The sequence below is a fragment of the Hydrogenophaga crassostreae genome (assembly GCF_001761385.1).
Taxonomy (GTDB): Bacteria; Pseudomonadota; Gammaproteobacteria; order Burkholderiales; family Burkholderiaceae_C; genus Hydrogenophaga; species Hydrogenophaga crassostreae.
On the sequence record NZ_CP017476.1, the window covers coordinates 1,733,281 to 1,756,803 of the forward strand.

At 63.3% G+C, this 23,523-nt stretch carries 19 protein-coding genes; 9 read left to right on the forward strand and 10 right to left on the reverse strand.

All coding sequences use genetic code 11. The features are described 5' to 3' along the window. Window positions 1–91: 91 nt before the first annotated feature. Entirely contained in the window at window positions 92–1,954 is a 1,863-nt protein-coding gene (locus LPB072_RS08065; RefSeq protein WP_066094774.1) for an acyl-CoA synthetase, read from the forward strand. Between the two features lie 74 nt (window positions 1,955–2,028). On the opposite strand, the gene LPB072_RS08070 is transcribed toward LPB072_RS08065, so the two are convergent. From LPB072_RS08070 to LPB072_RS08090, 5 genes are all read right to left on the reverse strand, one after another. After that, window positions 2,029–3,942, reverse strand: coding sequence for a patatin-like phospholipase family protein (locus LPB072_RS08070; protein WP_157694176.1), 1,914 nt, complete (start codon window positions 3,940–3,942; stop codon window positions 2,029–2,031). A gap of 335 nt (window positions 3,943–4,277) precedes the next feature. Further along, window positions 4,278–5,603 (reverse strand): fumarylacetoacetase, encoded by a 1,326-nt coding sequence (gene fahA, locus LPB072_RS08075; RefSeq protein ID WP_066094777.1) that lies wholly within the window; start codon window positions 5,601–5,603, stop codon window positions 4,278–4,280. Between the two features lie 34 nt (window positions 5,604–5,637). Further along, on the reverse strand, window positions 5,638–6,945 hold the full coding sequence (hmgA, locus tag LPB072_RS08080) for a homogentisate 1,2-dioxygenase (RefSeq protein ID WP_066093925.1): 1,308 nt from the start codon (window positions 6,943–6,945) through the stop codon (window positions 5,638–5,640). A gap of 157 nt (window positions 6,946–7,102) precedes the next feature. Further along, window positions 7,103–7,297: a DUF2783 domain-containing protein gene (locus tag LPB072_RS08085; RefSeq protein ID WP_066093927.1), complete on the reverse strand. Its 195-nt coding sequence runs from the start codon at window positions 7,295–7,297 to the stop codon at window positions 7,103–7,105. 10 nt (window positions 7,298–7,307) lie between these two features. After that, window positions 7,308–8,999, reverse strand: a complete 1,692-nt coding sequence (locus LPB072_RS08090) for an FAD-dependent monooxygenase (RefSeq protein ID WP_066093931.1) — start codon at window positions 8,997–8,999, stop codon at window positions 7,308–7,310. A gap of 524 nt (window positions 9,000–9,523) precedes the next feature. On the opposite strand from LPB072_RS08090, the gene LPB072_RS08095 reads away from it, so the two are divergent. The 3 genes from LPB072_RS08095 (at window position 9,524) to LPB072_RS08105 (ending at window position 11,881) form a co-directional block, all read left to right on the forward strand. Then, complete coding sequence (locus LPB072_RS08095) at window positions 9,524–10,000, forward strand: MarR family winged helix-turn-helix transcriptional regulator (protein WP_066094780.1); 477 nt, start codon at window positions 9,524–9,526, stop codon at window positions 9,998–10,000. Window positions 10,001–10,208: 208 nt separating this feature from the next. Next, entirely contained in the window at window positions 10,209–10,775 is a 567-nt protein-coding gene (locus LPB072_RS08100) for a pseudouridine synthase (RefSeq protein WP_066093933.1), read from the forward strand. A 149-nt stretch (window positions 10,776–10,924) separates the two neighbouring features. Beyond that, the gene (locus tag LPB072_RS08105) at window positions 10,925–11,881 is read left to right on the forward strand and encodes a Bug family tripartite tricarboxylate transporter substrate binding protein (RefSeq protein ID WP_096349115.1); all 957 of its coding nucleotides are present in this window, start codon (window positions 10,925–10,927) and stop codon (window positions 11,879–11,881) included. Window positions 11,882–11,940: 59 nt separating this feature from the next. On the opposite strand, the gene LPB072_RS08110 is transcribed toward LPB072_RS08105, so the two are convergent. From LPB072_RS08110 to LPB072_RS08125, 4 genes are all read right to left on the reverse strand, one after another. Beyond that, window positions 11,941–13,053 (reverse strand): DNA glycosylase AlkZ-like family protein, encoded by a 1,113-nt coding sequence (locus tag LPB072_RS08110; protein ID WP_066094783.1) that lies wholly within the window; start codon window positions 13,051–13,053, stop codon window positions 11,941–11,943. Between the two features lie 233 nt (window positions 13,054–13,286). Continuing rightward, entirely contained in the window at window positions 13,287–15,071 is a 1,785-nt protein-coding gene (locus LPB072_RS08115; protein ID WP_066093940.1) for a PhoH family protein, read from the reverse strand. 212 nt (window positions 15,072–15,283) lie between these two features. Further along, window positions 15,284–15,763 (reverse strand): peroxiredoxin, encoded by a 480-nt coding sequence (locus LPB072_RS08120; RefSeq protein WP_066093943.1) that lies wholly within the window; start codon window positions 15,761–15,763, stop codon window positions 15,284–15,286. Between the two features lie 187 nt (window positions 15,764–15,950). Further along, window positions 15,951–16,331, reverse strand: a complete 381-nt coding sequence (locus LPB072_RS08125; RefSeq protein ID WP_066093946.1) for an Mth938-like domain-containing protein — start codon at window positions 16,329–16,331, stop codon at window positions 15,951–15,953. Window positions 16,332–16,477: 146 nt separating this feature from the next. Here LPB072_RS08125 and LPB072_RS08130 point away from each other — a divergent pair, with 146 nt between their 5' ends. The 5 genes from LPB072_RS08130 to LPB072_RS08150 all read left to right on the forward strand — a co-directional run bounded on the left by LPB072_RS08130 (window position 16,478) and on the right by LPB072_RS08150 (window position 23,125). Beyond that, window positions 16,478–17,704 (forward strand): pyridoxal phosphate-dependent aminotransferase, encoded by a 1,227-nt coding sequence (locus LPB072_RS08130; protein WP_066093949.1) that lies wholly within the window; start codon window positions 16,478–16,480, stop codon window positions 17,702–17,704. Window positions 17,705–17,823: 119 nt separating this feature from the next. Beyond that, entirely contained in the window at window positions 17,824–19,146 is a 1,323-nt protein-coding gene (locus tag LPB072_RS08135; RefSeq protein ID WP_066094786.1) for a homoserine dehydrogenase, read from the forward strand. 22 nt (window positions 19,147–19,168) lie between these two features. Beyond that, window positions 19,169–20,344 (forward strand): MFS transporter, encoded by a 1,176-nt coding sequence (locus LPB072_RS08140; protein WP_066093951.1) that lies wholly within the window; start codon window positions 19,169–19,171, stop codon window positions 20,342–20,344. 157 nt (window positions 20,345–20,501) lie between these two features. Then, window positions 20,502–20,969 carry a (2Fe-2S)-binding protein gene (locus LPB072_RS08145; protein ID WP_066093955.1) on the forward strand — a complete coding sequence of 156 codons (468 nt, stop codon included), beginning with the start codon at window positions 20,502–20,504 and terminating at the stop codon, window positions 20,967–20,969. A gap of 2 nt (window positions 20,970–20,971) precedes the next feature. Next, window positions 20,972–23,125 carry a xanthine dehydrogenase family protein molybdopterin-binding subunit gene (locus tag LPB072_RS08150; RefSeq protein WP_066093958.1) on the forward strand — a complete coding sequence of 718 codons (2,154 nt, stop codon included), beginning with the start codon at window positions 20,972–20,974 and terminating at the stop codon, window positions 23,123–23,125. 52 nt (window positions 23,126–23,177) lie between these two features. Here LPB072_RS08150 and LPB072_RS08155 read toward each other — a convergent pair whose 3' ends face one another. Continuing rightward, window positions 23,178–23,498, reverse strand: coding sequence for a flagellar basal body protein (locus LPB072_RS08155; protein ID WP_066093962.1), 321 nt, complete (start codon window positions 23,496–23,498; stop codon window positions 23,178–23,180). Between the last annotated feature and the right edge of the window lie 25 nt (window positions 23,499–23,523).

The window sequence follows — 23,523 nt, forward strand, 5'->3', positions numbered from 1 at the left end:
GCCCCATCGCTTCTGCTGACCAAGGGTTTCCCTGTTGGCCGGGGCGATCATGGACCGCATCATGGGCGGCTCATTCTTCAGGAGCTTTCCCATGGCCATCTTCAGTGAACATCCGATCCGCACGCTGGACGACCTGAAGCGGTTCGAATCCGAACGGACTCTGGAACAGCGTTTGACCGAACGCAGCGTGCTCGATGTGTTCATTGGCGCCGCCGCGCGCCAGCCCGAGCGCACAGCCATGACCATGTTGATGACCGGCGCGCCAGATGAACAACCCCGCCGCGTCAACTACGCCGAGCTGCTGGGCATGGTGCGGCGCTCGGCCAACCTGTTTCACAGCCTGGGCGGGCCGCGCCCCGGGGTGGCCTACATGCTGCCGAGCCTGATCGAAACCCACGCCACGCTGTGGGGCGCCGAGACGGTGGGTTACGCGGTGCCGATCAATTTTCTGCTGCAGGTGGAACACATCGCGGCGCTGCTCGAAGCATCGGGTGCGCGCATTCTGGTGGCGCTGGGCCCGCACCCGGTGCTCGATATCTGGCAAAAGGCCCTGGCGGTGCGCGAGCGCGTACCGGGCCTGACGCTGGTTCGCGTGGCGCCCCCGACGGCGCCGGCCGAACAGGGTGTGATCGATTTTCACGCGGCGATGGCGGCACAGCCGGAAGACCATCTGATCTTCGGCGAGCCCGGCAAGGACGACGACGTTGCGGCCTACTTTCACACCGGCGGCACCACCGGCACACCCAAGCTGGTGGCCCACACCCACCGGGGGCAGCTGACCGCCGCATTCGGCGGCGCGGCGATTGGCGACTACCGCGCCGATGACGTGCTCACCGGTACCTTTCCCCTCTTTCACGTGGCGGGCACGATTGCCTGCGGCCTGGCGGCTTTCCTGGCCGGCATGGAGTTGCTGGTGATGTCGCCGGGCGGCCTGCGCACGCCGGCGATGGTGCAGGGTTTCTGGCGGCTGGTGGGGCAATACAAGGCCACGCTGGTGGGCGGTGTGCCGACCTCGATGGGGGCTGTGCTGGAGGTGCCGCTGGACGGGGCCGACATCAGCGCGGTGCGCGCGGGCATCACCGGCGCGGCCTTGCTGCCGCCCGCGGTGAGCGAGCGCTTTCGCCAGGTGACGGGATGCAACCTGTATGAGGTTTACGGCATGACCGAGGCTTCGGGCCTGATCGCTTACGACCCGTTTGCCGGCGCGGGCGCTGCGGGGTCGGTGGGCTGGGCGCTGCCCTACACGAAGGTGGAGGTGCGCCGGCTCGGGGCCGACGGGCAACTGGGCGAGGAGTGCGAAGCGGGTGAGGTGGGTGTGATCAGCGTGCGCGGGGCGCATGTGTCGCCCGGCTACCGCAACCCGGCACACAACGCGGGCATCTTTGACAACGGCATGCTCAACACCGGTGACCTCGGCTACACCGACGAACAGGGTCGCCTCTACATCGCCGGGCGCAGCAAAGACCTGATCATTCGCAGCGGCCACAACATCGACCCGGTGATGATCGAAAACGCCATGGCCGAACACCCGGCGGTTGCCCTGGCCGCTGCCGTGGGCATGCCCGATGCGTATGCGGGCGAGCTGCCGGTGTGTTTCGTGACCCTGCGCCCCGGCGCAGAGGTGAGCGATGAAGAACTGCATGCCCATGCCCAGCAGCGCATCGGCGAGCGGCCCGCCTGGCCGAAACATTTCCACATCATCGAAGCCATTCCCGTGACGTCGGTGGGCAAGATCTTCAAGCCCGAGCTGCGCTGCGATGCTGCCGCGCGCCTGGTCGGTTCGGTGTTGCGCGAGCAGCATCAATTGCCCGACGCACAGGTGCAGGTCAGCGCCGGCGGGCCCAGGGGTTTGATCGTCACCGTGACTGTGCCGGTCACCGCCGAGGCCACGCTGCCCGCCATCACGAAGACGCTGGCGGCCTACCTCTTTGAGGCCCGCGTTGCGGTCGCCTGACCGTTGGACACCGCGCAGGGCCGGGCGGCAACGCACGGGCTTCTCAAGCCGGCATCCCGGCGGGGTGGCCGGCGCTACAGCGAGGGTCGGATGCGCAGGTCTGTTTCCGGGATGGCTTCAAAATCGATGTGTCGGTAGGCATCGCGCATCGAGGTGTTGAATGCCCGCATGGCGGCGATGCATTCTTTCAGCGCAGCGATTTGTTCGGGGGTGAGCACCGCTTTCTCGCCAGGGAGCACCCGATCCGCGCCGCCCTCGATGATCGCCAGATAGTCTTGTCCATGGGGATGGCCATCGCCCAGCGCCAGTTCGACGCCGAAGAAGCGTTTCTCCAGCATGCTGAGCGAGGTGGCAAAACGGATCCAGCGCTGGTCGTTCCACCCTTGAGACGGGCCTGGCTCATTTGGCGAGCCAACATAGCGATCGATCAGTTCCTGTGCGGCCTGTTTGCCTCTGGCCGCCACCTTTTCAATCGTGTCGGGTTCCATGTTGAGGTTCATGCCGCCATCCTTTTCCCCGAGCCGAACCCGAACCACCCGGTCGCGTACCCCGGGCATGCGCGACGAGGTGTTGTCGTTCCAGTTCTGCATGGTCGAAACGATCGCAGCGATGAACCCGCCCATGCGGGAGGCGCCCCCAGCCTTGCTGGCAAAACGGTCCCACCGTTCGCCGTAGCCCTTCATGTACTCCCTGGGCAGGTAGACCATGTTGTTGCGGGTGGATACCTTGGGCTCCAGCTGGACGCCAAAGGTGGGCCACAGCGGCAGCAAGCCATCAAACATGTGCACCGGAAAATTCGACGAAATGCCCCCGTCGGACAACATGCAGCGCTCAAACGTGCGGTCTGGCTGCTTCGGGTCGTAGTCGATGGCCCACAGTGGCACCGCCGAGAACAGAAGCGGAAAACTGAGGCTCATCCGGGCGGCCAGCAAGATCGGGAAGTCTCTGGCTTCAGGCAGTTCTTTCAAGCCCTTGGGCGCGCGCTCCGGCGGCGGATCGCTGCCCGGGCGGTCCGGGTCGGGCAAGTAGTCTTTCGAATGCGCCACCAGCCAGTTGTAGACCGGCTCGGGGAGAAGCGGCTCCAGCTCTTCCGGGAGGTAAAAAAGCCGGCAGGTCTCACCGGTCAGCGGAAAGATGAACGGGCGACCGGTCGACAGGTTGGTGGTGAACATGCGCAGGTCGATGCTGCGGATGGTGGTGTCGGGTGGGGGCTTCAACCAGGGTGGCGGAAAACCCTCCACGCTCCAGAGCTGCCCAAAGGTGAGGGGTGGGCCATCGACTGGCAGACCCGCGAGGTCTTGAATCTGACCATGGAGCCAGGGCGTCAGCGCTTCGGTTGGCGCCTGGGGTTGCCATGGCACAGGCAGCTTGGAAAGCCATGTTTCCGTCGCGGATGGCGGGCCTTGCATGCCGCTGCACATGCCGTACCAGTTTTTCGGCAGCTCTTTGAAAACGTCCCAGGCAAGGCCACAACCGATGAGCAGCATGGCGACGGCCACACCGGTCAGCCAACCCGCGTGCAACCCGTAAACAGCCCACACGTAAATCCCGACCACCACGGCTGCCAGGGTGGCCAGCCAATAGCCGAGCAGCAATCCGAAGACGACTGCGCCGATGCGATGCCAGGTGCCCTTGGCGTTGAGCGAGTTGGTCAGCACGCGGAACAGGCGGTGGCAACCGGGCGAAGGCTGAAAAAGGCTGAAGAGCTTTGTTTTCCCGCCTTCAGAGAGCTTCTCCCCCAATTCCGCGGGCAGGTCTTTCAGCGTCTCGAACGCAGCCGCGCTGCCGGTACGACGGCGGTCGAATTCTGCGGCCGCTGTGACTGCGGCGGCGATGGCACCTGCTGAGGTGCCGCCGATGTTTTTGAACCGGTAGTGCTGGGCCAGCTGGGCCACCAGCGGGGGGTAGACGATGCCGCTGGTGATGCCGCCCTTCATCACCAGGTCGCAATACCGGTCGGTTGGTGCGGTGTGGGAGCCTGGTTCCATGCTGATGTCCTCCTGACGCATCGAAGAGGCCGCGTCTTGCCCGGTGCTTTTTCGTCAATGCGCAATGCATCGGGATGTGCCCAGGCGGGCCGCATACCGATCACGGGTCTTCAATTTGCACCGGAACGCTGTGGGTGTCAAACCGACGCACCCGCGCGCGGCAGGCCGTGGGCCGCAGCTGTGCATTCGGTGCGGCCCATGAAGGCATGGAGCCTGGCGCCCCGCCAGCAGCCCGTTTTCACGGCAACCGAACGCCGCGCGCCCGTCTGGCGCTTGAGCTGAACCGGGCGAAGCACCGCGAGGGGTGCCACCCTGGCGGCAGGGTCAGGTCGCCTTCACGCCCGAACGGCTGGCGCGGGCATCACCGTGGCGCTGCACAGGCCAAAGCCGATGCGGCGGGCGTCTTCGCGTTCGCACATGCCGCGCAGGGTGAGCGTGTCGCCATCGGCCAGGAAGCTGCGGGTTTCGCCATTGGGCAGCGTGATCGGTTGCTTGCCGCCCTGGCTCAGTTCCAGCATCGAGCCAGCCTGATCGGGGCCTGACCCCGACAGCGTGCCCGAGCCGAACAGGTCGCCGGGCTGCAGGTTGCAGCCGCCCGAGCTGTGGTGGGCAATCAGTTGCGCTGGCGTCCAGTAGGCGGCCTCCTTGGCATTGCCGCGGGTCAGCCGCACGGCGGGCTGCCCGGCCTCACGCATGGTGGCGGTTTGCAGCCAGACTTCCAGGTTGATATCGAGTGCGCCGCGGGCGCGGTCTTCGGCACCGTTCAGATACGGCAACGGCTCGGGGTCGCCCGCGGGCCGCACGAGCGGTGCACGGAACGGCGCCAGCGCCTCCATCGTGACCACCCATGGCGACAGCGTGCTGCCGAAATTTTTTGAGAGAAAGGGGCCGAGTGGCTGGTATTCCCAGGGCTGGATGTCGCGCGCCGACCAGTCGTTGAACAGCGTCACGCCGAACAGGTGTTGTTCGGCCTGTTCGATGTCAATGGGCTCGCCCAGCGCATTGCCGGGGCCGATCAAAAAGCCGAGTTCGAGCTCGTAGTCCAAACGCTGGCTGGGGCCGAACAGCGGTGTGTCGTCGCTGCCCTTGGTCTGGCCCAGCGGGCGGCGCACCGGGGTGCCGCTGACCACGATGGACGACGTGCGGCCATGGTAGCCAATAGGCACCCATTTGTAGTTGGGCAGCAGCGGGTTGTCGGGGCGAAACAGCTTGCCCACCGTGGTGGCGTGGTGAATGCCGGTGTAGAAATCGGTGTAGTCGCCGATGCGGGCGGGCAATGTGTATTCGGCGCTGGCCTGCGCGCTCAGGCAGGGTTCCAGCAGCTTTTGCGCGGCCGCACCTTCGCGCAGCGCGCGCGACAGCGCCAGGCGCAGCGCCGACCACGCCGCCGGGCCAAGGGCCATGAAGGCGTTGAGCGAATCTCCAGCGGCAGCCTGAACTGCGCGGGCCGCATCGCCGCTGAAAACGCCTCGTTCGGAGGCCGCGGCCAGATCGACAATCTGATCGCCGATGGCCACGCCGCACCGGAAGGGCTCGTTGCGACCGCGCCGCCGGAACACCCCCAGCGGCAGGTTCTGGATGGGGAAGTCGGTATCGGCGGCGTTGGCCGAAACAACCCAGCTGCGCAGCGCAGGTGCGTGGGTTTCGTTCAGTGGGTTCATCGTCTGGATCTCGTTGTATAGGGCTGGCTGGCGGCTACTGGGCATTCGGGTTGAAATGTTTCTTCAGACCATGCCAGCATTGGGCGTACTGGCGCTGCAACTGCGGTGACTCGAGCGCATGTTGCGTGGGGCGCAGTGGTTGGCGGGTTTCGAACATGAAGGCCATGGTGTCCTTCACGTGGTCGGGTTCCTCCGACGCCCGGTTCGAGGCTTTCTCGAAGGTTTCAGCGTCGGGACCGTGGCCGGTGAAGCTGTTGTGCAGGCTGGAGCCGCCGGGCGAAAAGCCTTCGGCCTTGGCGTCGTACACCCCGTGAATCAAGCCCATGAATTCGCTGGCGATGTTGCGGTGGAACCAGGGTGGTCGGAAGGTGTGCTGCATCGCCAGAACGCGCGGCGGGAAGATCACGAAATCGAGCGTGTCGACGCCGGGCACGGTGGATGGCGCCTGCAACACCAGGAAGATCGACGGATCGGGGTGGTCGAAGCTGATCGAGCCGATCGCATTGAAACGGCGCAGGTCGTACTTGCAGGGCACATGGTTGCCCGACCAGGCGACCACATCCAGTGGCGAGTGGTCCATGGCGGCGGCCCAGAGGTTGCCGGCGAACTTGGCGACCAGTTCGAAGTCGCCTTCGATGTCTTCATACCAGGCAACCGGCACCTCGAAGTGGCGCGCATGGGCCAGGCCGTTGGATCCGATCACGCCCATGTCGGGCAGGCGCAGGCCCTCACCGTAGTTCTCGCACACGTAGCCACTGGCGGTGCCGTCGGGCAGCTCCACCCGGAAACGGATGCCGCGCGGAATCAGCACCACCTCTTGAGGCTCGGCATCGAGCAGGCCGAATTCGGTGGCCACGCGCAGGCGCCCCTGCTGCGGCACGATCAGCATCTCGGCATCGGCGTTGTAGAACACGCGCCGTTCCATCGAACGGTTGGCGGCATAGAGGTGCACGCCGCAATCGGTGTTGCCGGCCATGGAGACCAGGCCTTGCACAAAGTCGGTCGGTTCGCCGGGCAGCGGCAAAGGGTTCCAGCGGAACTGGTCGGGCGGTGCGTCAACGCTGCTGAAATCGCTGACCAACAGGCCGTTGCTGATGCGCCTGAACGGCTGGTGCATCGCGGAAGGCCGGATGCGGTAGAGCCACGAGCGGCGGTTCTGATGGCGCGGGGCGGTGAATGCGGTGCCTGACAGCTGTTCGGCGTAGAGGCCGTAGGGACACTTCTGGGGGGAGTTCTGTTCCGTTGGCAGTGCGCCGGCCAGGGCTTCGCTGGTGTGTTCGTTGCCAAAGCCGCTGAGGTAGCGCAACGCTGGGCCGTCGGGGTTGTTTGGTGCTTGTTTCATGGTCTCGGTTCCTTTGCATCCATCTCGATCTGTCAGCTGAATGGTATTGCAATGGCGCTGCCTGGCCGGAACTGTTCACCCAGCGCTGGGCAGGCCTTGCAGCGCAAGCGATCCATGCACGCCTATGGCGTCGCCGCCGGCCTTTGTCTCAGGGATCTCACAGGTCTTTCAGGGCGGCTTGCAGGTGCTGCTGGAACTGTTCGGGGTCGCCCAGGGCGTTGGCGTTGAGCAGCGCCAGTTTGACGAGAAACAGTTCGGTCTTCCCGGCGCCGACTTCGTCGATGGCGGTGGCCAGCGCGTCGTAGGCGGTTTCCAGGCCGGGAAGGCTCAGGGCTTTGTGGGTCGCGGTCATGGGTCTCTCCTTATTGGGGCAGGGCGGTGTTGAGGGCCGCCTGCAGGCGGTTCGCGTCGAGCGTCAGCCAGCGAGCGCAAACGTGCTGGTCGGGCCGCAGCAGGTAGCCTGCGCCGCTGGCCTGCACGCCGTAGCGGTGGCGGAAGTGGCCGTCGGCGTCGGCCAGGGTCAGGTCGGCGCCCGTCACCGGGTGGGCGGCGCCCACGGCCACCACACGCAGCGGAATGCCGCGTTGGCGGGTCGCGGCCACAACCGCTTGCAGTGGCTCGGGAATGGCGGCCGCTTCGGTGAAATAGAGCAGGTCGAAGGCGCCGCCAAGATGGTCGAGCAGGAAGTCATCGGCCGAGAGGCGGATGTTCTGCGGCGGTGCGCCGTGGGCGGGACCGGCGCGGAAAAGGGCGTTGTCGTCGCCGGCGCTGTTGAGCATCGACCCGGCATATTCGTGGGGGCGGGAGGTGCGCCAGTGGTAGAGCGGGCGCACGAAGGCCTGGCTGAGCGAGAGCGACAGGACGGCGTCGCGCAACAGCCGGAAGCCGCGGCTGGGCGGGGCCATGAAACGGGTGCTCTTGCCTGCCTCGTCGATGATCTCGCGCGCTGCGCCCACACGCTCGGTGCTGTGGTTGGCCAGCAGCTTGGGGCCCGCCAGACCTTTGAGCAGGAAGGCCAGATGCCAGCCCAGCGACTGCGCATCTTGAAAAGCGGTGTTGGCGCCGCGCACGCCGAAGATCGGCAGCAGGTGGGCCGCGTCGCCGGTGAAGATCACGTTGCCGTGCACGTAGTCGGGCAGCGTCAGCGTGCGCGCCGAGTACACCGAGCTCCAGTCCATCTGCCACGGGGTACCTTCATGGCCGATCATTTTCAGCTGCGCGTTGATGCGCGTTTTCATGGACTCGGGTTGGAGCGCTTCTTCCGGCGTTTCGCCTTCGGGCAACTGGTAGTCCACGCGCCAGATGCCGTGGGGCTCGCGGTGCATGAGGATGGTGTTGCCGGGGTTCCATTCGGGGTCGAAATAGGCCAGCCGCTCGGTGGGCAGCGGCAGGTCGATCTTGATGTCGGCGATGACGAAAAAGCCTTCGTAAGAGGCGCCCTCCAGCTTCAGGTCGAGGGCGGTTCGAATGGGCGATCTGCCACCGTCTGCGGCCACCAGCCAGTCGGCTTGCAGTGTGTACTCGCCTTCGGGCGTATCGACCTGCACCTCGGCGAAACCGTTTTTCTGCGTTACCTGTGTCACCTTGTTGCCCCAGCGGAAGTCGATCAGCGGGCTTGCGGCGCAGGCGTCAAACAGGTATTCCTCCATGAACTGCTGCTGCACGTTGATGATGGGGAAGAAACGGTCGTCTGCGTCGTGTGGCGCTTCCATGCGGAACACGCGCTGGCCGCGGTAGAAGGAGTTGCCAAAACGCCAGGGAAGACCGCCCTCGGTCATGCGGTCGGCCACGCCCACCTGCTGCAGGATTTCCATGGATCGCCGGGTGAAGCAGATCGCGCGGCTGCCCTGTGAAAACTGCAGCTCGGGCGTGAGCACCACGCTGGCCACCCCATGGCGCGCCAGCTCCAGCGCGGTGACCATGCCAGCAGGGCCAGACCCGGCAATGACCACGGGCTGCTTCTGCTGCGCAGGGTTCGCCGACGGCAGCCAGGGCTGGAACACCTTGTAGCTGTAGTAGATGGAAGGGCGGGGGTCGGTGGTGGGCTGGTGCATGGGGTGGGGCCTGTGGAACTCGCAAGCGGATGCGGCCGTGATCTGTCAGCCGGCGGAGCCTTGGCGCTCAGAAGCGAAGAGGGCGGTGACAGCCGCGGGTGGGCGACATGAACACCTGTTTCATGTCGAAAATGAAGTCTAGTGGTATTTGGTTGTGTTCGCAACTAAATTTGACGGGGTGACTGATTCTTCATGCACCTGGAAAATGTTCCTGTAAACCAGATGTTTCCTTGAAACATTCCGAAATTGAATGGGTGCAAGTCCCAAAAAATGATATTCTTCAAATCAAATTGATTGTGTAAACATCTAATTTGGTCAGAGGTTGGCGCACCGACCACTTCGCCAGACCGTCACACCGCCATGAAACCATTCCCTGCTTTCTCGGCCGCTCAGGCACAGCGCTCACCGATCGGTGATCCTGGCGGCTGCGGTTCAACACGAAGGGCGGATTGCGTTGCAGCAGGCGGGCCCGCCGCCTGTTTCGGCAGGGGCGTGCCAACCAGGGCCGCGACAACCGGAGCCCCATGAACAGCGACACCTCACCCCGGCTGGATCGGTACTTCACCTACCGCCTCAATACCCTCGCCAAGCTCAACGATCTGGCCAGCCACAGCCTCTACCTCGACAAAGGCGGTTTGTCGCTGGCTGAATCCCGGGTGCTGGCATCCATCGGGTCGTTTCCCCATATCACCGTGAACCGGTTGGCCTTCGAAGCCAACCTCGACAAGGGCCAGGCCAGCCGGTCGGCCCAGTCGCTGGTGGACAAAGGCCTGGTGGTCAAGGCCAACAGCCTGACCGATGGCCGCAGCGTCATCCTGGCGCTGACCCCTTCTGGCAAGCCCGTGTGGCGCAAGCTGATGGTCTTGATGGAACAACGCAATCAGGCCCTGACCAGTTGCCTGAACCCCGAGGAACAGGTGCTGCTGCTCGACATGTTCGAGCGCATGTTGGCGCACGCCAAAGCCGGGCACGCCGGCGACGCGCTTGAACATGCCGCCTAGTTCGGGGTCTTGCCCCGGCGCCGGACTGTCACCGGGTGCCTCGGTGGCCGGCATTTTCTTTTTGATTCCCCAGGTGTTCGCATGGTCTGGCCTGCAGAATCGGGCGGCTCCGATGAATCGACCTGCTCAGCGATCAATGAGCGGGGGCGGCAGGTTGGTGGCCGGCCGACGGCGGTGACGGGTAGAACCCGGTGCTAAGCTGCGCGCCATGCATCTGGTGCCCCCTGTCCCCCGTCTGATCTGCTTCAACAAGCCTTATGGCGTGTTGAGCCAGTTCACACCCGAGGGGCGCTGGCGCGGTTTGAAAGACTTTATCGATGTGCCCGGTGTCTATGTGGCGGGCAGGCTCGATGCGGACAGCGAAGGCTTGCTGCTGTTGACCAGCGACGGCAAGCTGCAGGCGCGCATCAGCCACCCGCGCCACAAAATGGAAAAGACCTATTGGGTGCAGGTTGAAGGCCTGCCCGATGAAGCGGCCTTGGCGAACTTGCGCCGCGGCGTGTTGCTCAACGATGGTCCTACCCGACCCGCGGCAGTGCGCTCCATTGCGCCGCCAGAGGGGCTGTGGGAGCGGGACCCCCCCGTGCGGTACCGCCAGTCGATTCCCACCAGCTGGCTGGAGTTGGTCATCACCGAGGGGCGCAACCGGCAGGTGCGCCGAATGACGGCTGCCGTGGGTTTTCCCACCTTGAGGCTGATCCGCTCGGCGGTCGGGCCGTATGCCATCGAGGGCCTGGCGCCAGGCGCCTGGCGCGGCTGCGACATCGGTGGCTGACGGGGCTGGTAATCTGCGGCTCTTGAATGCCCGTCAACCGTTTCTTGCGGAGCCAGTGGGTGGCTTTGCTTTTTGAAAGGACTTCCATGTTGTTGAAGAAAAATTTTGCGGCATCTGCTGCTGTCTGGACGCCAGGCCGTCGCCACTGGATGGCCGCTGCGGTCGTGGGTGCTTTGGGCATGGCTGCGCCGTTGGCGATGGCCCAGTCGGCCGCATGGCCGACCCAGCCAGTGAAGCTGGTGGTGGGTTTTCCGGCGGGCTCATCGCCCGACCTGATGGCCCGCACCCTGGCCGAACCCTTGTCCCAGGCATTGGGCCAGCCCGTGCTGGTAGACAACCGGCCGGGCGCTGGTGGCAACATCGCCGCGGCACAGGTGGCGCGGGCCACCGATGACCACACCCTGGGCCTGATGATCAACGGCAACATGACGATTGCCAAGATTCTCAACCCGGCCACACCCTATGACCCGCTGAAAGACCTTTCGCCGGTGTCGCTGATTGCGGTGGCGCCACTGGTGTTGACGGCGCCCGTCAGCGCGCCTGATGGCGGGGCGGCTTTCCTGGCCGCCGCCAAGGCATCGGGTGACAAGTGGAACTACGGCTCACCCGGCGTGGGTACGGTGGCCCACCTGGGCATGGAACTGATCAAGTCGCTCACGGGCATGTCGCCCATGCATGTGCCCTACAAGGGCAACCCGGCCGTGATCGCAGGCATGTTGGGCAACCAGGTGCAGATGGCGCTGTTGCCGCCTGGTTTGGCGATGGCGCAGGTGAATGCGGGCAAGTTGCGCGCGGTGGGCGTGACCTCGGCCGGGCGCAGCAGCGTGGTGCCTGAAGTGCCTTCGCTGAGCGAGGCTGGGGTGAAGGGCCTGGAGCTGGAGATCTGGAACGCGGTGGCCGCACCGAACAGCCTGTCCAAAGCCCATGTGGCCAAGCTGTCAAAGTTGCTGACCGACATCGTGCGCCGCCCGGAAGTGCGGGAACGCATTGTCGCGCAGGGCTGGCAGGTGGCCGGAACGTCCCCTGAAGGCCTGGCCAATCGCATTCGCAAAGACACGGCAACCATGACCGAGGTCATCGAGCGCACGGGTGCTGCAGCCAAATAGCGGGGCACCTGGTTGAGCCGAAAAAGCCTGCGTTGAACGCAGGCTTTTTTCTGCGCTTTTCAGGCCTGCTGCCCGCTCACTCTGCCCAGTGGTAGCGTGAGAAAGCGGGCCATGTCGCCGAGCTCATGGGCCAGTGCAGCTGCATAGCCAGCGTCCGTTGGTGCCTCGCCCTTGACGTAGCCCATCTCTGCATGCAACCGGCCTTCGGTGGCCGACAGGTTGCCCCAGCCGATCACCTGATCACGCCACAGCAGCGGCATGGCGTAGTAGCCGCGCACCCGTTTGGCCGCGGGTGTGTAGGCTTCAAAGCGGTAGGCCCATCCCCACAGGCGTTCGAAACGATCGCGGTCCCACACCACCGGATCAAAGGGTGCCAGCAGCCGAACCCGGTCGGTCACCCGCCATTTGCTGGCGCACGGATCTTCTGATTCGGGCCAGTGCCAGGCAACACCATCGATCGCGATCTGAGGCAGGCGGGCGCGGGCACGCCGAAACGCTGCATTCAGCAGGGGTTGCCATTGGGGCGCAGCGTGTTTCAGAAAACCCACGAGCTGGCGCAGGCCGGGCGTGGGCAGCGGGGCGTAGAGCGCCAGCAATACGTCGACCATGGCATCGAGCGTGGCCTCGGCGCTGGCTTGTTCAGGTTCAGGATGGCGAATCGCGTACAGCCGGGTGCCGTTGTCACGCGAGGCGACGCGCAGCAGGCCGCGGTAGTGCATGTCGTCGAGCAGATGGGTGCTGGCTTTGGAGCGCCCGCCGAAGCCATTGGTGGTGTGACCGTGGGCAAAGTGTGCGTCAACAGCCTTGGGGTGAACCGCGCCATGTTCCTGAAGAAAGTGCCACACCTCTCCCGCCTGGCCCCATCGCTCGGTTGTCCATGCATGGCGGGATGTGCGCGGATGCAGCAGCGCTTGAACCCCGGGCGTCACGAAACCGTAGTTGACGAAGAAGTCTTCCTCGATATCCAGGCGCGGGTAGTGGCGCTCCAGATCGCCTGCCCGGTAGCCCTTGACCCGGTGGCGCAGCGTGAGGTCTTGCGCCCGGGCCGGCGAGCGGATCGGGTCGGCCTGAACAAAACCCAGGCGTTGCAACGCCCGTGGCAACGTTGTCTGCGCAGAGAGGCTTCGCGCCACGGCGTAGCGCCGCAAGTCGTCGATGGAAGGATTTGGCATCGACCGATGATGCCGCAAGTCAACCAGGAGGTGGTTCACCTGCGAAGCACCGAATGCCGGACGCTCGCGGCCTGCGTCCACGCGGGGTTTGGCCACACGCCGAGGCCGTTGCCAGGCGATCAGGTCCTGGCAGCCATCCGGAGGAATCTGCGATGTGCTTGTGCCGGTTCAGGTGTGTCGCCAGGTGCAGAGGAGAGCGCGGTGACCTCTGGCGACACAAACCTGTTTCCCCGCTACAGCACTTCGCTGGCAAAGTCGGCCAGCCTGGAGCGTTCACCGCGCGCGAGCGTGATGTGTCCGCCGTGTGGCCAGCCTTTGAACTTGTCCACCGCGTAGGTCAGGCCAGAAGAGCCTTCGGTCAGGTACGGGGTGTCAATCTGGGCCAGGTTGCCCATGCAGATGATCTTGGTGCCCGGTCCGGCGCGGGTGATCAGCGTTTTCATTTGCTTGGGCGTCAGGTTTTGCGCCTCATCGATGATCACGTACTTGTTCAGGAAAGTGCGTCCACGCATGAAGTTCATGCTCTTGACCTTGATGCGGCTGCGCACCAGCTCATTGGTCGCCGCGCGCCCCCATTCACCGGCGTTGCCGCCATCGCCTTTGGCCAGAAACTCCAGGTTGTCGTCGAGCGCGCCCATCCACGGGCCCATTTTTTCTTCTTCGGTACCGGGCAGGAAACCGATGTCTTCGCCCACGCTCACCGTGGCGCGGGTCATGATGATTTCGGTGTACCGGCGCTCGTCGAGCACCTGGGTGAGGCCACTGGCCAGAGCCATCAGCGTTTTGCCGGTGCCGGCGGTACCGGTCAGGGTCACAAAATCGACTTCTGGATCCAGCAGCAGGTTGAGCGCGAAATTCTGTTCGCGGTTGCGGCTGGAAACACCCCACACCGCATTTTTCAGATGGGTGAAGTCTTTCAGCGTTTTCAATACCGCCGTTTTGTCGCGGATTTCGGTCACGCGGGCGTACAGCGAAGGCTCACCTGGCGCCTCGAAGTACACAAACTGGTTGATGTAAAACTGGTTCACAGCAGGGCCACTGACCCGGTAGAAGGTGTGGCTGCCGCTTTGCCAACTCTCGATGGTCTTGCTCTGGCGCGTCCAGAAGTCCTGCGGCAGGGCCAAGGCACCGGAGTACAGCAACTCGCCGTCTTCCAGGGTCTTGTCGTTTTCGTAATCTTCGGCCGCCAGCCCCAGGGCGCGGGCCTTGACGCGCATATTGATGTCTTTCGACACCAGGATCACTTCCCGCTTGGGGAATTTGTCGCTCAGCGCCTGCACAACACCCAGAATCTGGTTGTCTGCTTTGCCTTGCGGCAAGCTGCTCGGCAATTGGCTGTTCAGCGGCTCGGTCTGGAAATAGAGCATGCCGCGCGCGGCCTGGTGGCCCGTGACCGCGAGTTTCAGCCCCTTGGCCATGTCGCCGCCTTGCTGGGCGACCAGGGCATCGAGGGTGCGGCTGGTTTGGCGCCCGTTGCGCGCCACTTCGGTCATGCCTTTTTTGTGGCCGTCGAGCTCTTCGAGCACGATCATGGGCAAAAAGATGTCGTGTTCTTCGAAGCGGAACAGGCTGGTGGGATCGTGCAAAAGCACATTGGTGTCGAGAACAAACAAGCGTGCAGCCCCATTTGTCGCGGTTTTTCGGGTGGTCCGGCTGGCACTCTTGACCGGCCTTGCCTGCGCTTGAACTGGTCGCGCTGCAGGTGGTTTGGCCTGCGAAACCGGTTGGGCCACGGGTGGCGGTACCGGCTGGCCGGCCGGCGCACTGCCGCGTGGCAGTTGCTGTGGTGCGGCCTTGCTGGCGATGCTGGCAGCGCTGTCGGTATTTTTGGGCTTGGCCTTGCTGTTGCGAGGGCCGGGGCGTGATTCGGTCTGGACCGGCCGGGCGCTGCGTTGCGGTGGTGCCGTTTGGGCCACGGCGACTTCATCACTTTTGAGGAATTCACTTGAGGCTTTGAGGTTGAATGCCTCAGACGACAGGAGTGCGGCGCGTTTGTTGGGGGCGGGTGGCAGTGGCATGTGAGCTCTGGTGAATCAGCGAGGCGCTGCAAAAGAAAAAGCCGCCGGGAAAACCGGGCGGCTTGACGGGCAGCATGAGCTGCTGCAGAAGGCGGGAGAAAAGGAGGGCGCTGGGTAGCTGCCTGGTGTCATGAAATCATTATGCATGAGTCATGTGGCAGCTTTCCCGATCCGCTGGCTGATTGTGCAATTCCTGCACAACCCGGTCCAAATCAAGCCACTGTCTTGTTCAGCGTTTTGACGGCCTTCAGCACATCTTCAACGTGGCCCGGAACCTTCAGGCCACGCCACTCGGCTGCCAGAACCCCATCGGGGCCAATCAGGAAAGTGCTGCGCTCGATGCCTTTGACTTTTTTGCCATACATGATCTTGTTTTTGACCACGCCAAACATGTGACACATTTTTTCTTCGGTATCGGCGATCAGCTCGAACGGGAGTTCGAGCTTGGCCTTGAAGCTGTCGTGCGAAGTCATGTTGTCGCGTGAAACACCGAAAACTTCGGAGCCAGCTTTGACAAAATCCTTGTATTTGTCACGGAATTGCATTGCTTCCGTGGTGCATCCGGGCGTATTGTCTTTTGGGTAAAAATACAAGACGATGGTCTGTCCCAGGTGAGTCTGGTTGCTGACCTTGATGCCACCGGTGGCCATCGACTCGAATTCCGGGATGGGTTTATTGACAACGACTGCCATACTGCGTGGACCCCTGACGTAAGTTGTTGAAAGTTCGTTGCCCTCACGCCTGGCTCATTTGAATCCAAATGAATTCCTTTGACTGACAGTGTCAGCCGAAGGCCTGTGGCGGGAACAATCCGGTATTTTAACCTGAAGCGGTTGTTCTAGCCAGTACATGCCCGCTTCCCCCCATGTCGGGGAGGGTTCAGTCGCCAATGATCAGTGCGCTGACCACCCGGCGTCCCTCGGCAACCAGTATGTTGAACGTGCGGCATGCAGCAGCCGTGTCCATGGTTTCAACGCCAATACGGCGCTCGATGAGGGTGCGCATCAAGGCTGGCTGGGCAAAACGCAAGCGTTTTCCACTGCCGAAAATCACCAGTTCGGGTGGTTCGGGCATGGCGCCGATCAGGCGCTCGAAATGCGATGCCGTGAGCGCTTCGAAGGCGGCGCAGTCCCACGGCTGTACCTGGCCTGCTGATGTCAGCACCAGGCTGTTTTCATGGCGCTCGCCATTGATGGCCACCCAGCCCTCGCCGAGGGCGGTGATGCTGAGCGAGTCGGGCTTGTCGGCGTGGAACTTCATGGGGAAAAGTGGGGCTGCCGCTGAGGCGGGGCACCGTTTGAACTGTGGTCAAATTGAAAGCAGGTTTGCGCGCAGGCAGCTTCAAATATAGCGCTCCTGTGTCAAATCGGTCGTCAATGTCATTTTTACCGCTCCCTGGAGGGCAATTGAAACCCATTCAGAAATCCGCCAAGCTGGCCAATGTGCTCTACGACGTTCGTGGTCCGATTGTGGACGCCGCGAAAAAAATGGAGGACGAAGGGCAGAAGATCATCAAGCTCAATATCGGCAACCTCGCGGTGTTCGGTTTTGACGCGCCTGAAGAGATTCAGCAGGACATGATCCGCAACCTGCCCGACTCGGCCGGGTATTCGGACAGCAAAGGCATTTTTGCGGCGCGCAAGGCGGTGATGCATGAAACGCAGCGCCAGGGCATTGCCGGCGTGACGCTGGATGACATCTATCTGGGCAATGGGGCGAGCGATTTGATCGTGACCGCCACCAACGCCTTGCTCGATGAAGGTGATGAACTGCTGGTTCCAGCGCCTGACTACCCGTTGTGGACGGCTGCGACAAGCCTGTCTGGCGGGCAACCCGTTCATTACCAATGCGATGAGTCGAAAGGCTGGACCCCCAACCTTGACGACATGCGCAGCAAGATCACCGACCGCACCAAGGGCATTGTGGTGATCAATCCCAACAACCCGACGGGCGCGTTGTACCCGGATGCCATCTTGATGGGCATTGTCGAGATTGCCCGCGAACATGGGCTGGTGATCTTTGCCGATGAGGTCTACGACAAAGTGCTTTACGACGACGTCAAGCACACCCCTATCGCCAGCCTGAGCACCGATTTGCTCATACTGACCTTCAATTCGTTGAGCAAGGCTTACCGTTCGTGCGGCTACCGTGCTGGCTGGATGGTGGTCTCGGGCAACAAGGAAGCGGCGGCCGACTACATCGAAGGCCTGAACATGCTGGCCAACATCAAGCTGGGCTCCAACGTGCCCGGTCAGTGGGCGATCCAGACCGCTTTGGGCGGATACCAGAGCATCAAGGACCTGGTTTGCGAAGGCGGTCGTCTGCGCCGTCAGCGTGATCTGGCCTACCAGTTGATCACCGCGATTCCGGGCGTGAGCTGCGTCAAACCCGATGCGGCGCTCTATATGTTCCCCAAGCTGGACCCTGCCGTGTATCCGATTGCGGATGACCGGCAGTTTTTCATGGAGCTGTTGAAAGAGACGCGCGTGATGCTGGTGCAGGGTTCGGGCTTCAATTACCCGGACAACCAGCATTTCCGCATCGTGTTCTTGCCGCACGAAGACGACTTGCGCGAAGCCATCGGTCGCGTGGCGAAGTTTCTTGAAGGCTGGCGCAAGCGCCGCAGCAGCTGAGCCGCATGAATGGGCGCCGTCTTGAACATCCAGGTCAGGCGTGAGCACCCATACCCTTGCACATCGTTTCCCCCAGGCGCCTGTTGGCGCCATCGTTGATCAAAGAGAGTGACCGATTTATGAAACCCATCCAAGTAGGCCTGTTGGGCTTGGGCAATGTGGGCGGTGGCGTGTACGAAGTGCTGCGCCGCAACCAGGAAGAGATTCAACGGCGTGCCGGTCGTGGCATTGAGGTCGCCATGGTGTCGCGCCGCGATGTGGCCAAAGCCAGGGCCATGGTGGGGCATACCGCGCAGGTCGTTGCCGACCCGCGGGCCGTGATTGCCAACCCGGATATCGATATCGTCGTTGAACTCATCGGCGGCTACGACCTGGCCCGGGAACTCGTGCTGGAAGCCATTGCGGCTGGCAAGCATGTGGTGACCGCGAACAAGGCGTTGCTGGCGATGCACGGGACCGAGATTTTTGCCGCAGCACATGCCAAAGGCGTGATGGTGGCCTTTGAAGCGGCCGTTGCCGGGGGCATTCCCATCATCAAGGCGCTGCGCGAGGGCCTCACGGCCAACCGCATCGAGTGGATCGCCGGCATCATCAATGGCACGACCAACTTCATCCTCTCTGAGATGCGAGACAAGGGATTGGACTTTGGTGTTGTGCTGAAAGAGGCCCAGCGTCTGGGTTATGCAGAAGCCGATCCGACGTTTGACATCGAAGGGGTGGACGCCGCACACAAGCTCACGCTGATGAGCTCGATTGCCTTTGGTATTCCGGTTCAGTTTGGAAAGGCCTATACCGAGGGCATCACCCAGTTGAGCTCGATCGACATACGGTATGCCGAGCAACTGGGCTACCGCATCAAGCTGCTGGGCGTCACCAAGCGCACAAGCGCAGGCATCGAATTGCGGGTGCACCCTTGCCTGGTACCAAGCAAGCGGCTGATTGCCAATGTGGAAGGCCCCATGAATGCCGTGTTGGTGCAAGCCGATGCGGTGGGCACCACCCTGTACTACGGCAAAGGCGCCGGCAGCGAGCCGACCGCCAGCGCCGTGATCGCCGATCTGGTGGACATCACCCGCCTTCACACCGCCGATCCGCAAAACCGTGTGCCACACCTTGCTTTTCAGCCCGATGCCATGAGCGACTTGGCCGTGCTGCCGATGAGCGAGGTGGTCACCAGCTTTTACCTGCGGTTGCGGGTGGCCGATGAGGCGGGTGTGCTGACCAAGGTCACCGGCTTGCTCGCGGCGGGTGGCATCAGCATCGATGCGGTGTTGCAGCGCGAGGCCGATCAGGTGGGTGGGGAGGGTGCCACGTCGACCGATCTCATCATCCTGACGCACGATGTCAAAGAGGGTGCAATGAACGAAGTGATCGCTCAAATGCAGGCCCTGCCTTCCGTGCTGGCGCCGATCACGCGCATCCGCAAAGAAGAGCTCAACTGAGCGGTATGCGGGGCGCTGGCCAGTGAGCACGCGCCCGCCATTGCTGCCATTTGCGGGCCTGTCGGCGAGCTATTTCGCCCACATCGGGTTCTTCAACCCGTACCTGCCGCTGTGGCTCAAGGAGCTGGGATTTGGGCTGATTGCCATCAGCCTGCTGACCTCGGTGCAATCGGCCACACGCCTGTTTGCGCCCTATGCCTGGGGCACGCTGAGCGACCGCACCGGGGAGCGTGTGAAGCTGCTTCGCTATGGGGCCACAGCGGCCCTGGTTTTCTCCGCCGCGCTGTGGTTTCCGCTGAGTGGCCTGGCCATGTTCGCGGTGTTGTTGCTGATGTTCACCCATACCAGTGCGATGATGCCCATGAGTGAGGCCGCACTGGCGCATCTGGTGAGCCAGGGTGGGGTGTTCGACGCCCGCCGCTATGGCCGGGTGAGGCTTTGGGGCTCGATGGGCTTTCTTGTGACCGTGGTGCTGGCCGGCTGGTGGTTCGAGCGCTTTGGCATGGAAGATTTCCCGGCGTGGACGGGGGTGACGCTCGCAGCTGTGGTGGTCAGTGTCTGGCTGTTGCCGGATACCAAAGAACCCACACATTCCGCCGAATCCCATCCCGATATTCGCCCGGTGTTGCGCCTGCCTGCGGTGCGCTGGTTCTTCGCCTCGGTGTTCTTCCATGTGCTGGCCCACATCTTTATCTACGTTTTCTTTTCTCTCTATCTGGACTCGCTGGGCTACAGCAAGGCGGTGATCGGATTGCTGTGGGCGGTGTCGGTGGTGATCGAAATCGGCTGGTTCTTCACCCAGGGCCGTTGGCTCCCCAGGCTGTCGCTGACCGGCTGGCTGGTGCTGGCCTCGGCCCTGATGGCCCTGCGCATGGTCTTGACCGCTGGTTTGCCGCTGGTGTGGCCTTTGTTGCTGCTGGCCCAGGCGATGCATGCGATCACCTTCGCCGCTCACCACACGGTGTGCATTGCTTTGCTGTCGCACCATTTCCCGGGACGCTTGCGCGGGCGTGGACAGGCGCTGTACGCCGTGGTTGGCTACGGATTGCCGGGGCTGATCGGTGGGCTGGGAGGCGGGCTGCTGAGCTCGGCGCTGGGCTTGTCCAGTGTGTTCTGGTTGTCGGCCGGGTGCGCCGTGGTCGCCGGCGGTTGCGCATGGCGATTGCGGCGGCTGGCACATGTTGCCACTCCAGCCTGACGGTTCGGCCCCGTTCGGCTCGCTTGATGTGCCAAACCCCCACTTCGGTCGGGGTTAAGAACGGGGCCCAATGCAGGGGAGGCAAAACGGACATTAACCTTTTGGCGGGAAGCGCCGGCATGCCGCCGTCACTCCAGCGATCAACAGGAGACACCCCATGCTGAATTTGACTGTCAACGGTCAAGCCGCGTCGGTCGATGCCGATCCCGACATGCCCCTGCTCTGGGCGATTCGGGAAGACCTGCAACTCACCGGGACCAAATTCGGTTGTGGCATGGCGCTGTGCGGGGCCTGTACGGTGCACATCGACGGGCAAGCCGTGCGCTCCTGCACCACGCCGGTGTCCGCTGCGGCTGGCAAGAAGGTGACCACCATCGAGTTCATGGGAACCACCCCTGCAGGCAAGGCCGTGCAGGCGGCATGGGTGAAACACGATGTGCCGCAATGTGGTTATTGCCAGTCGGGCCAGATCATGAGCGCCACGGCGCTGCTCGCCGGCAATGGCAAGCCCAGTGACGCCGAGATCGATTCGGCCATGAGCGGCAACATCTGCCGCTGCGGAACCTACAACCAGATCAAGGCGGCCATCAAAGATGCTGCGGTTGCCTTGAAAGCGGGGGCCTGATCATGAACACATTTGATGCACCCGATATCGACAAGCCAGCTGGCCTGACGAGGCGCGGCCTTCTGGCCAGCGCAGGCGCAGCACTCGTGGTCGGCTTTACGCTGCCGCGCAGCGGTCGGGCGCTGGCCGCTTCCGACACGCCTTTTGCGCCCAATGCCTGGTTGCGCATCACGCCCGACAACCGCATCACGGTGATTTGCGGTTCTTCGGAAATGGGCCAGGGCGTGCTCACCGCGATTCCCCAGCTCATGGCCGAGGAGCTCGACGCCGACTGGAGCGCGGTCACCGTGGAGCAGGCGCCGGTGAGTGCGGCGTTCAACAACCCGGCTTTTGGCATGCAGGCGACCGGCGGTTCCACCACCATTCGCGGACATTGGGATGTGATGCGCAACGCTGGCGCAACAGCCCGAGCCATGCTGGTTGCCGCGGCTGCAGAGCAATGGAAGGTGCCGGTTGCAGAGTGCCGCACGGCATTGGGTGAGGTGATTCACGGCAGCGGCAAGAAGCTGACCTATGGCGCTCTCGCGGAAGCGGCCAGCCGCCAGAAACCGCCCGAAAAGGTGGCGCTGAAAGACCCGAAAGATTTCAAGATCATCGGCCAGCGCAAGAAGCGTCTCGATACCGTGGGCAAGACCGATGGGTCAGCCCGGTACGGTATCGATGTGAGCCTGCCGGGGATGTTGGTGGCTGTGATGGCACGAGCGCCGCTGCCGGGTGCCAAAGTGGTGAAGGTCGACGACAGTCTGGCCAAAGCGGTCAAGGGCGTGAAACAGGTGATCACCCTGCCCAGCGGCGTGGCCGTTTTGGCTTCGGGCTACTGGGCCGCGAAGAAGGGGCGCGATGCGTTGAAGGTCGACTGGGATCTGGGGGCTGGCACCGGGCTGTCCTCTGCCAAGGTCACCGCGATGCTGACGGAGGGCGCATCGGCCCCGGGCGCTGTGGCCAAAAAGGAAGGTGATGAAGCGGCCAAAGCCGAGCGCTTGGTGGAAGCCACCTATGAAGCGCCTTACCTGGCCCACGCCTGCATGGAGCCCATGAACTGCACCGCCTGGGTGAAGCCCGGTAGCGTGGAGGTTTGGGCGGGGACACAGAGCCAGGGGCCGGTGCAGGGCATCCTGAGCCAGGTGGCCGCGGTGGATGCCGGCAGTGTCAAGGTCAACACGATGATGCTGGGTGGCGGTTTCGGTCGCCGTTTTGCGCCCGATTTTGTGATCGACGCGACGCTGCTCTCAAAAATGAGTGGCTCGCCTGTGAAATTGATCTACAGCCGTGAAGACGACATGGCCGCAGGCTTCTACCGGCCCGCCTCGGTGGCGAAATTCACCGGCGGGCTGGATGCAGCGGGCAAGGTCACCGTGCTGAAGGTCGGTGTGGGAACGCCTTCGATCATGGCTGCTTCGGGCTTCATGAAGATTCCCGACAACGGCGTGGACAGTTTTGCCATGGAGGGTATTGCCGATCACCCATACGACGTGGCCAACCAGCGCATCGCGTTTGGTCGCAAGGAACCAGGGCCCAACGTGTGGTTCTGGCGCTCGGTGGGCCATTCGCAAAATATCTTCTTCATGGAGAGCTTTGTCGACGAGTTGGCCGCAGCAGCAGGCAAGGATCCGTTTGAATTCCGCCGGGCCATGCTCGACAAGCAGCCTCGCTACAAAAAGGTGCTGGAAGTCGCTGCGGATAAAGCGGGTTGGGGCTCGCCCTTGCCGGCCGGCGTGTTCCGCGGTATTGCCGTGGCGCAGAGCTTTGGCAGCTATGTGGCGGAAGTGGCGGAGGTGTCGGTGAATGCCGATGGCCGGCCGCGGGTGCACCGTGTGGTGGCCGCTGTGGACTGCGGCATGACGGTCAACCCCACCATCATCGAGCGCCAAATCGAAGGTGCGATCGTGTTTGGATTGAGTGCCGCGCTCTACGGCAAGATCACTTTGAAAGACGGTCGCGTCGAGCAGGGCAACTTTCATGATTACCCCGTTCTGCGCAGCAACGAGATGCCCGGGGTTGAAGTGCACATTGTGCCCAGCACAGAAAAACCCGGGGGCATCGGCGAGCCGGGCACGCCGCCCATCGCACCGGCTGTGGCCAACGCCCTGTTTGCTGCGACCGGCAAACGTTTGCGCAGCCTGCCATTCGACGCGGAGCAGCTGAAAAAGGCCTGAACGCCTCTGGCGCCGCTTGCCGGGAAGCCGCGAGTGGTCTCTTCGCAAGGCTTCAGGCCTGGGTGTCGAGCAGTGCGCCGAGCATGCGGTCTTCTGCTTCAACCGAGCGAAGGTTCGCCGCAAAGTTGTAGACGCTCATGTGCTGCGTCACCATGTCTTCGGCCAAGCGACCGAAATCAGCGCCGTTCGCAGCGGCGGTTTGCGGCTCTTGAGCGATCTGCACCATGACGCCGCCCGATCCCGCCTGCGCCGTTTGTGTCACGGTCTGGCGTTGAAAGCCGGGCGTCCGGGCGTTGGCCACGTTGTGTGCCGTGGTGTCCAGCTGCATTTGTGCGGCGCGCATGCCGCTCAGGCCGGTGGAGGAAATGGACATGGTCAGATCAGGCGATGGATGCGAT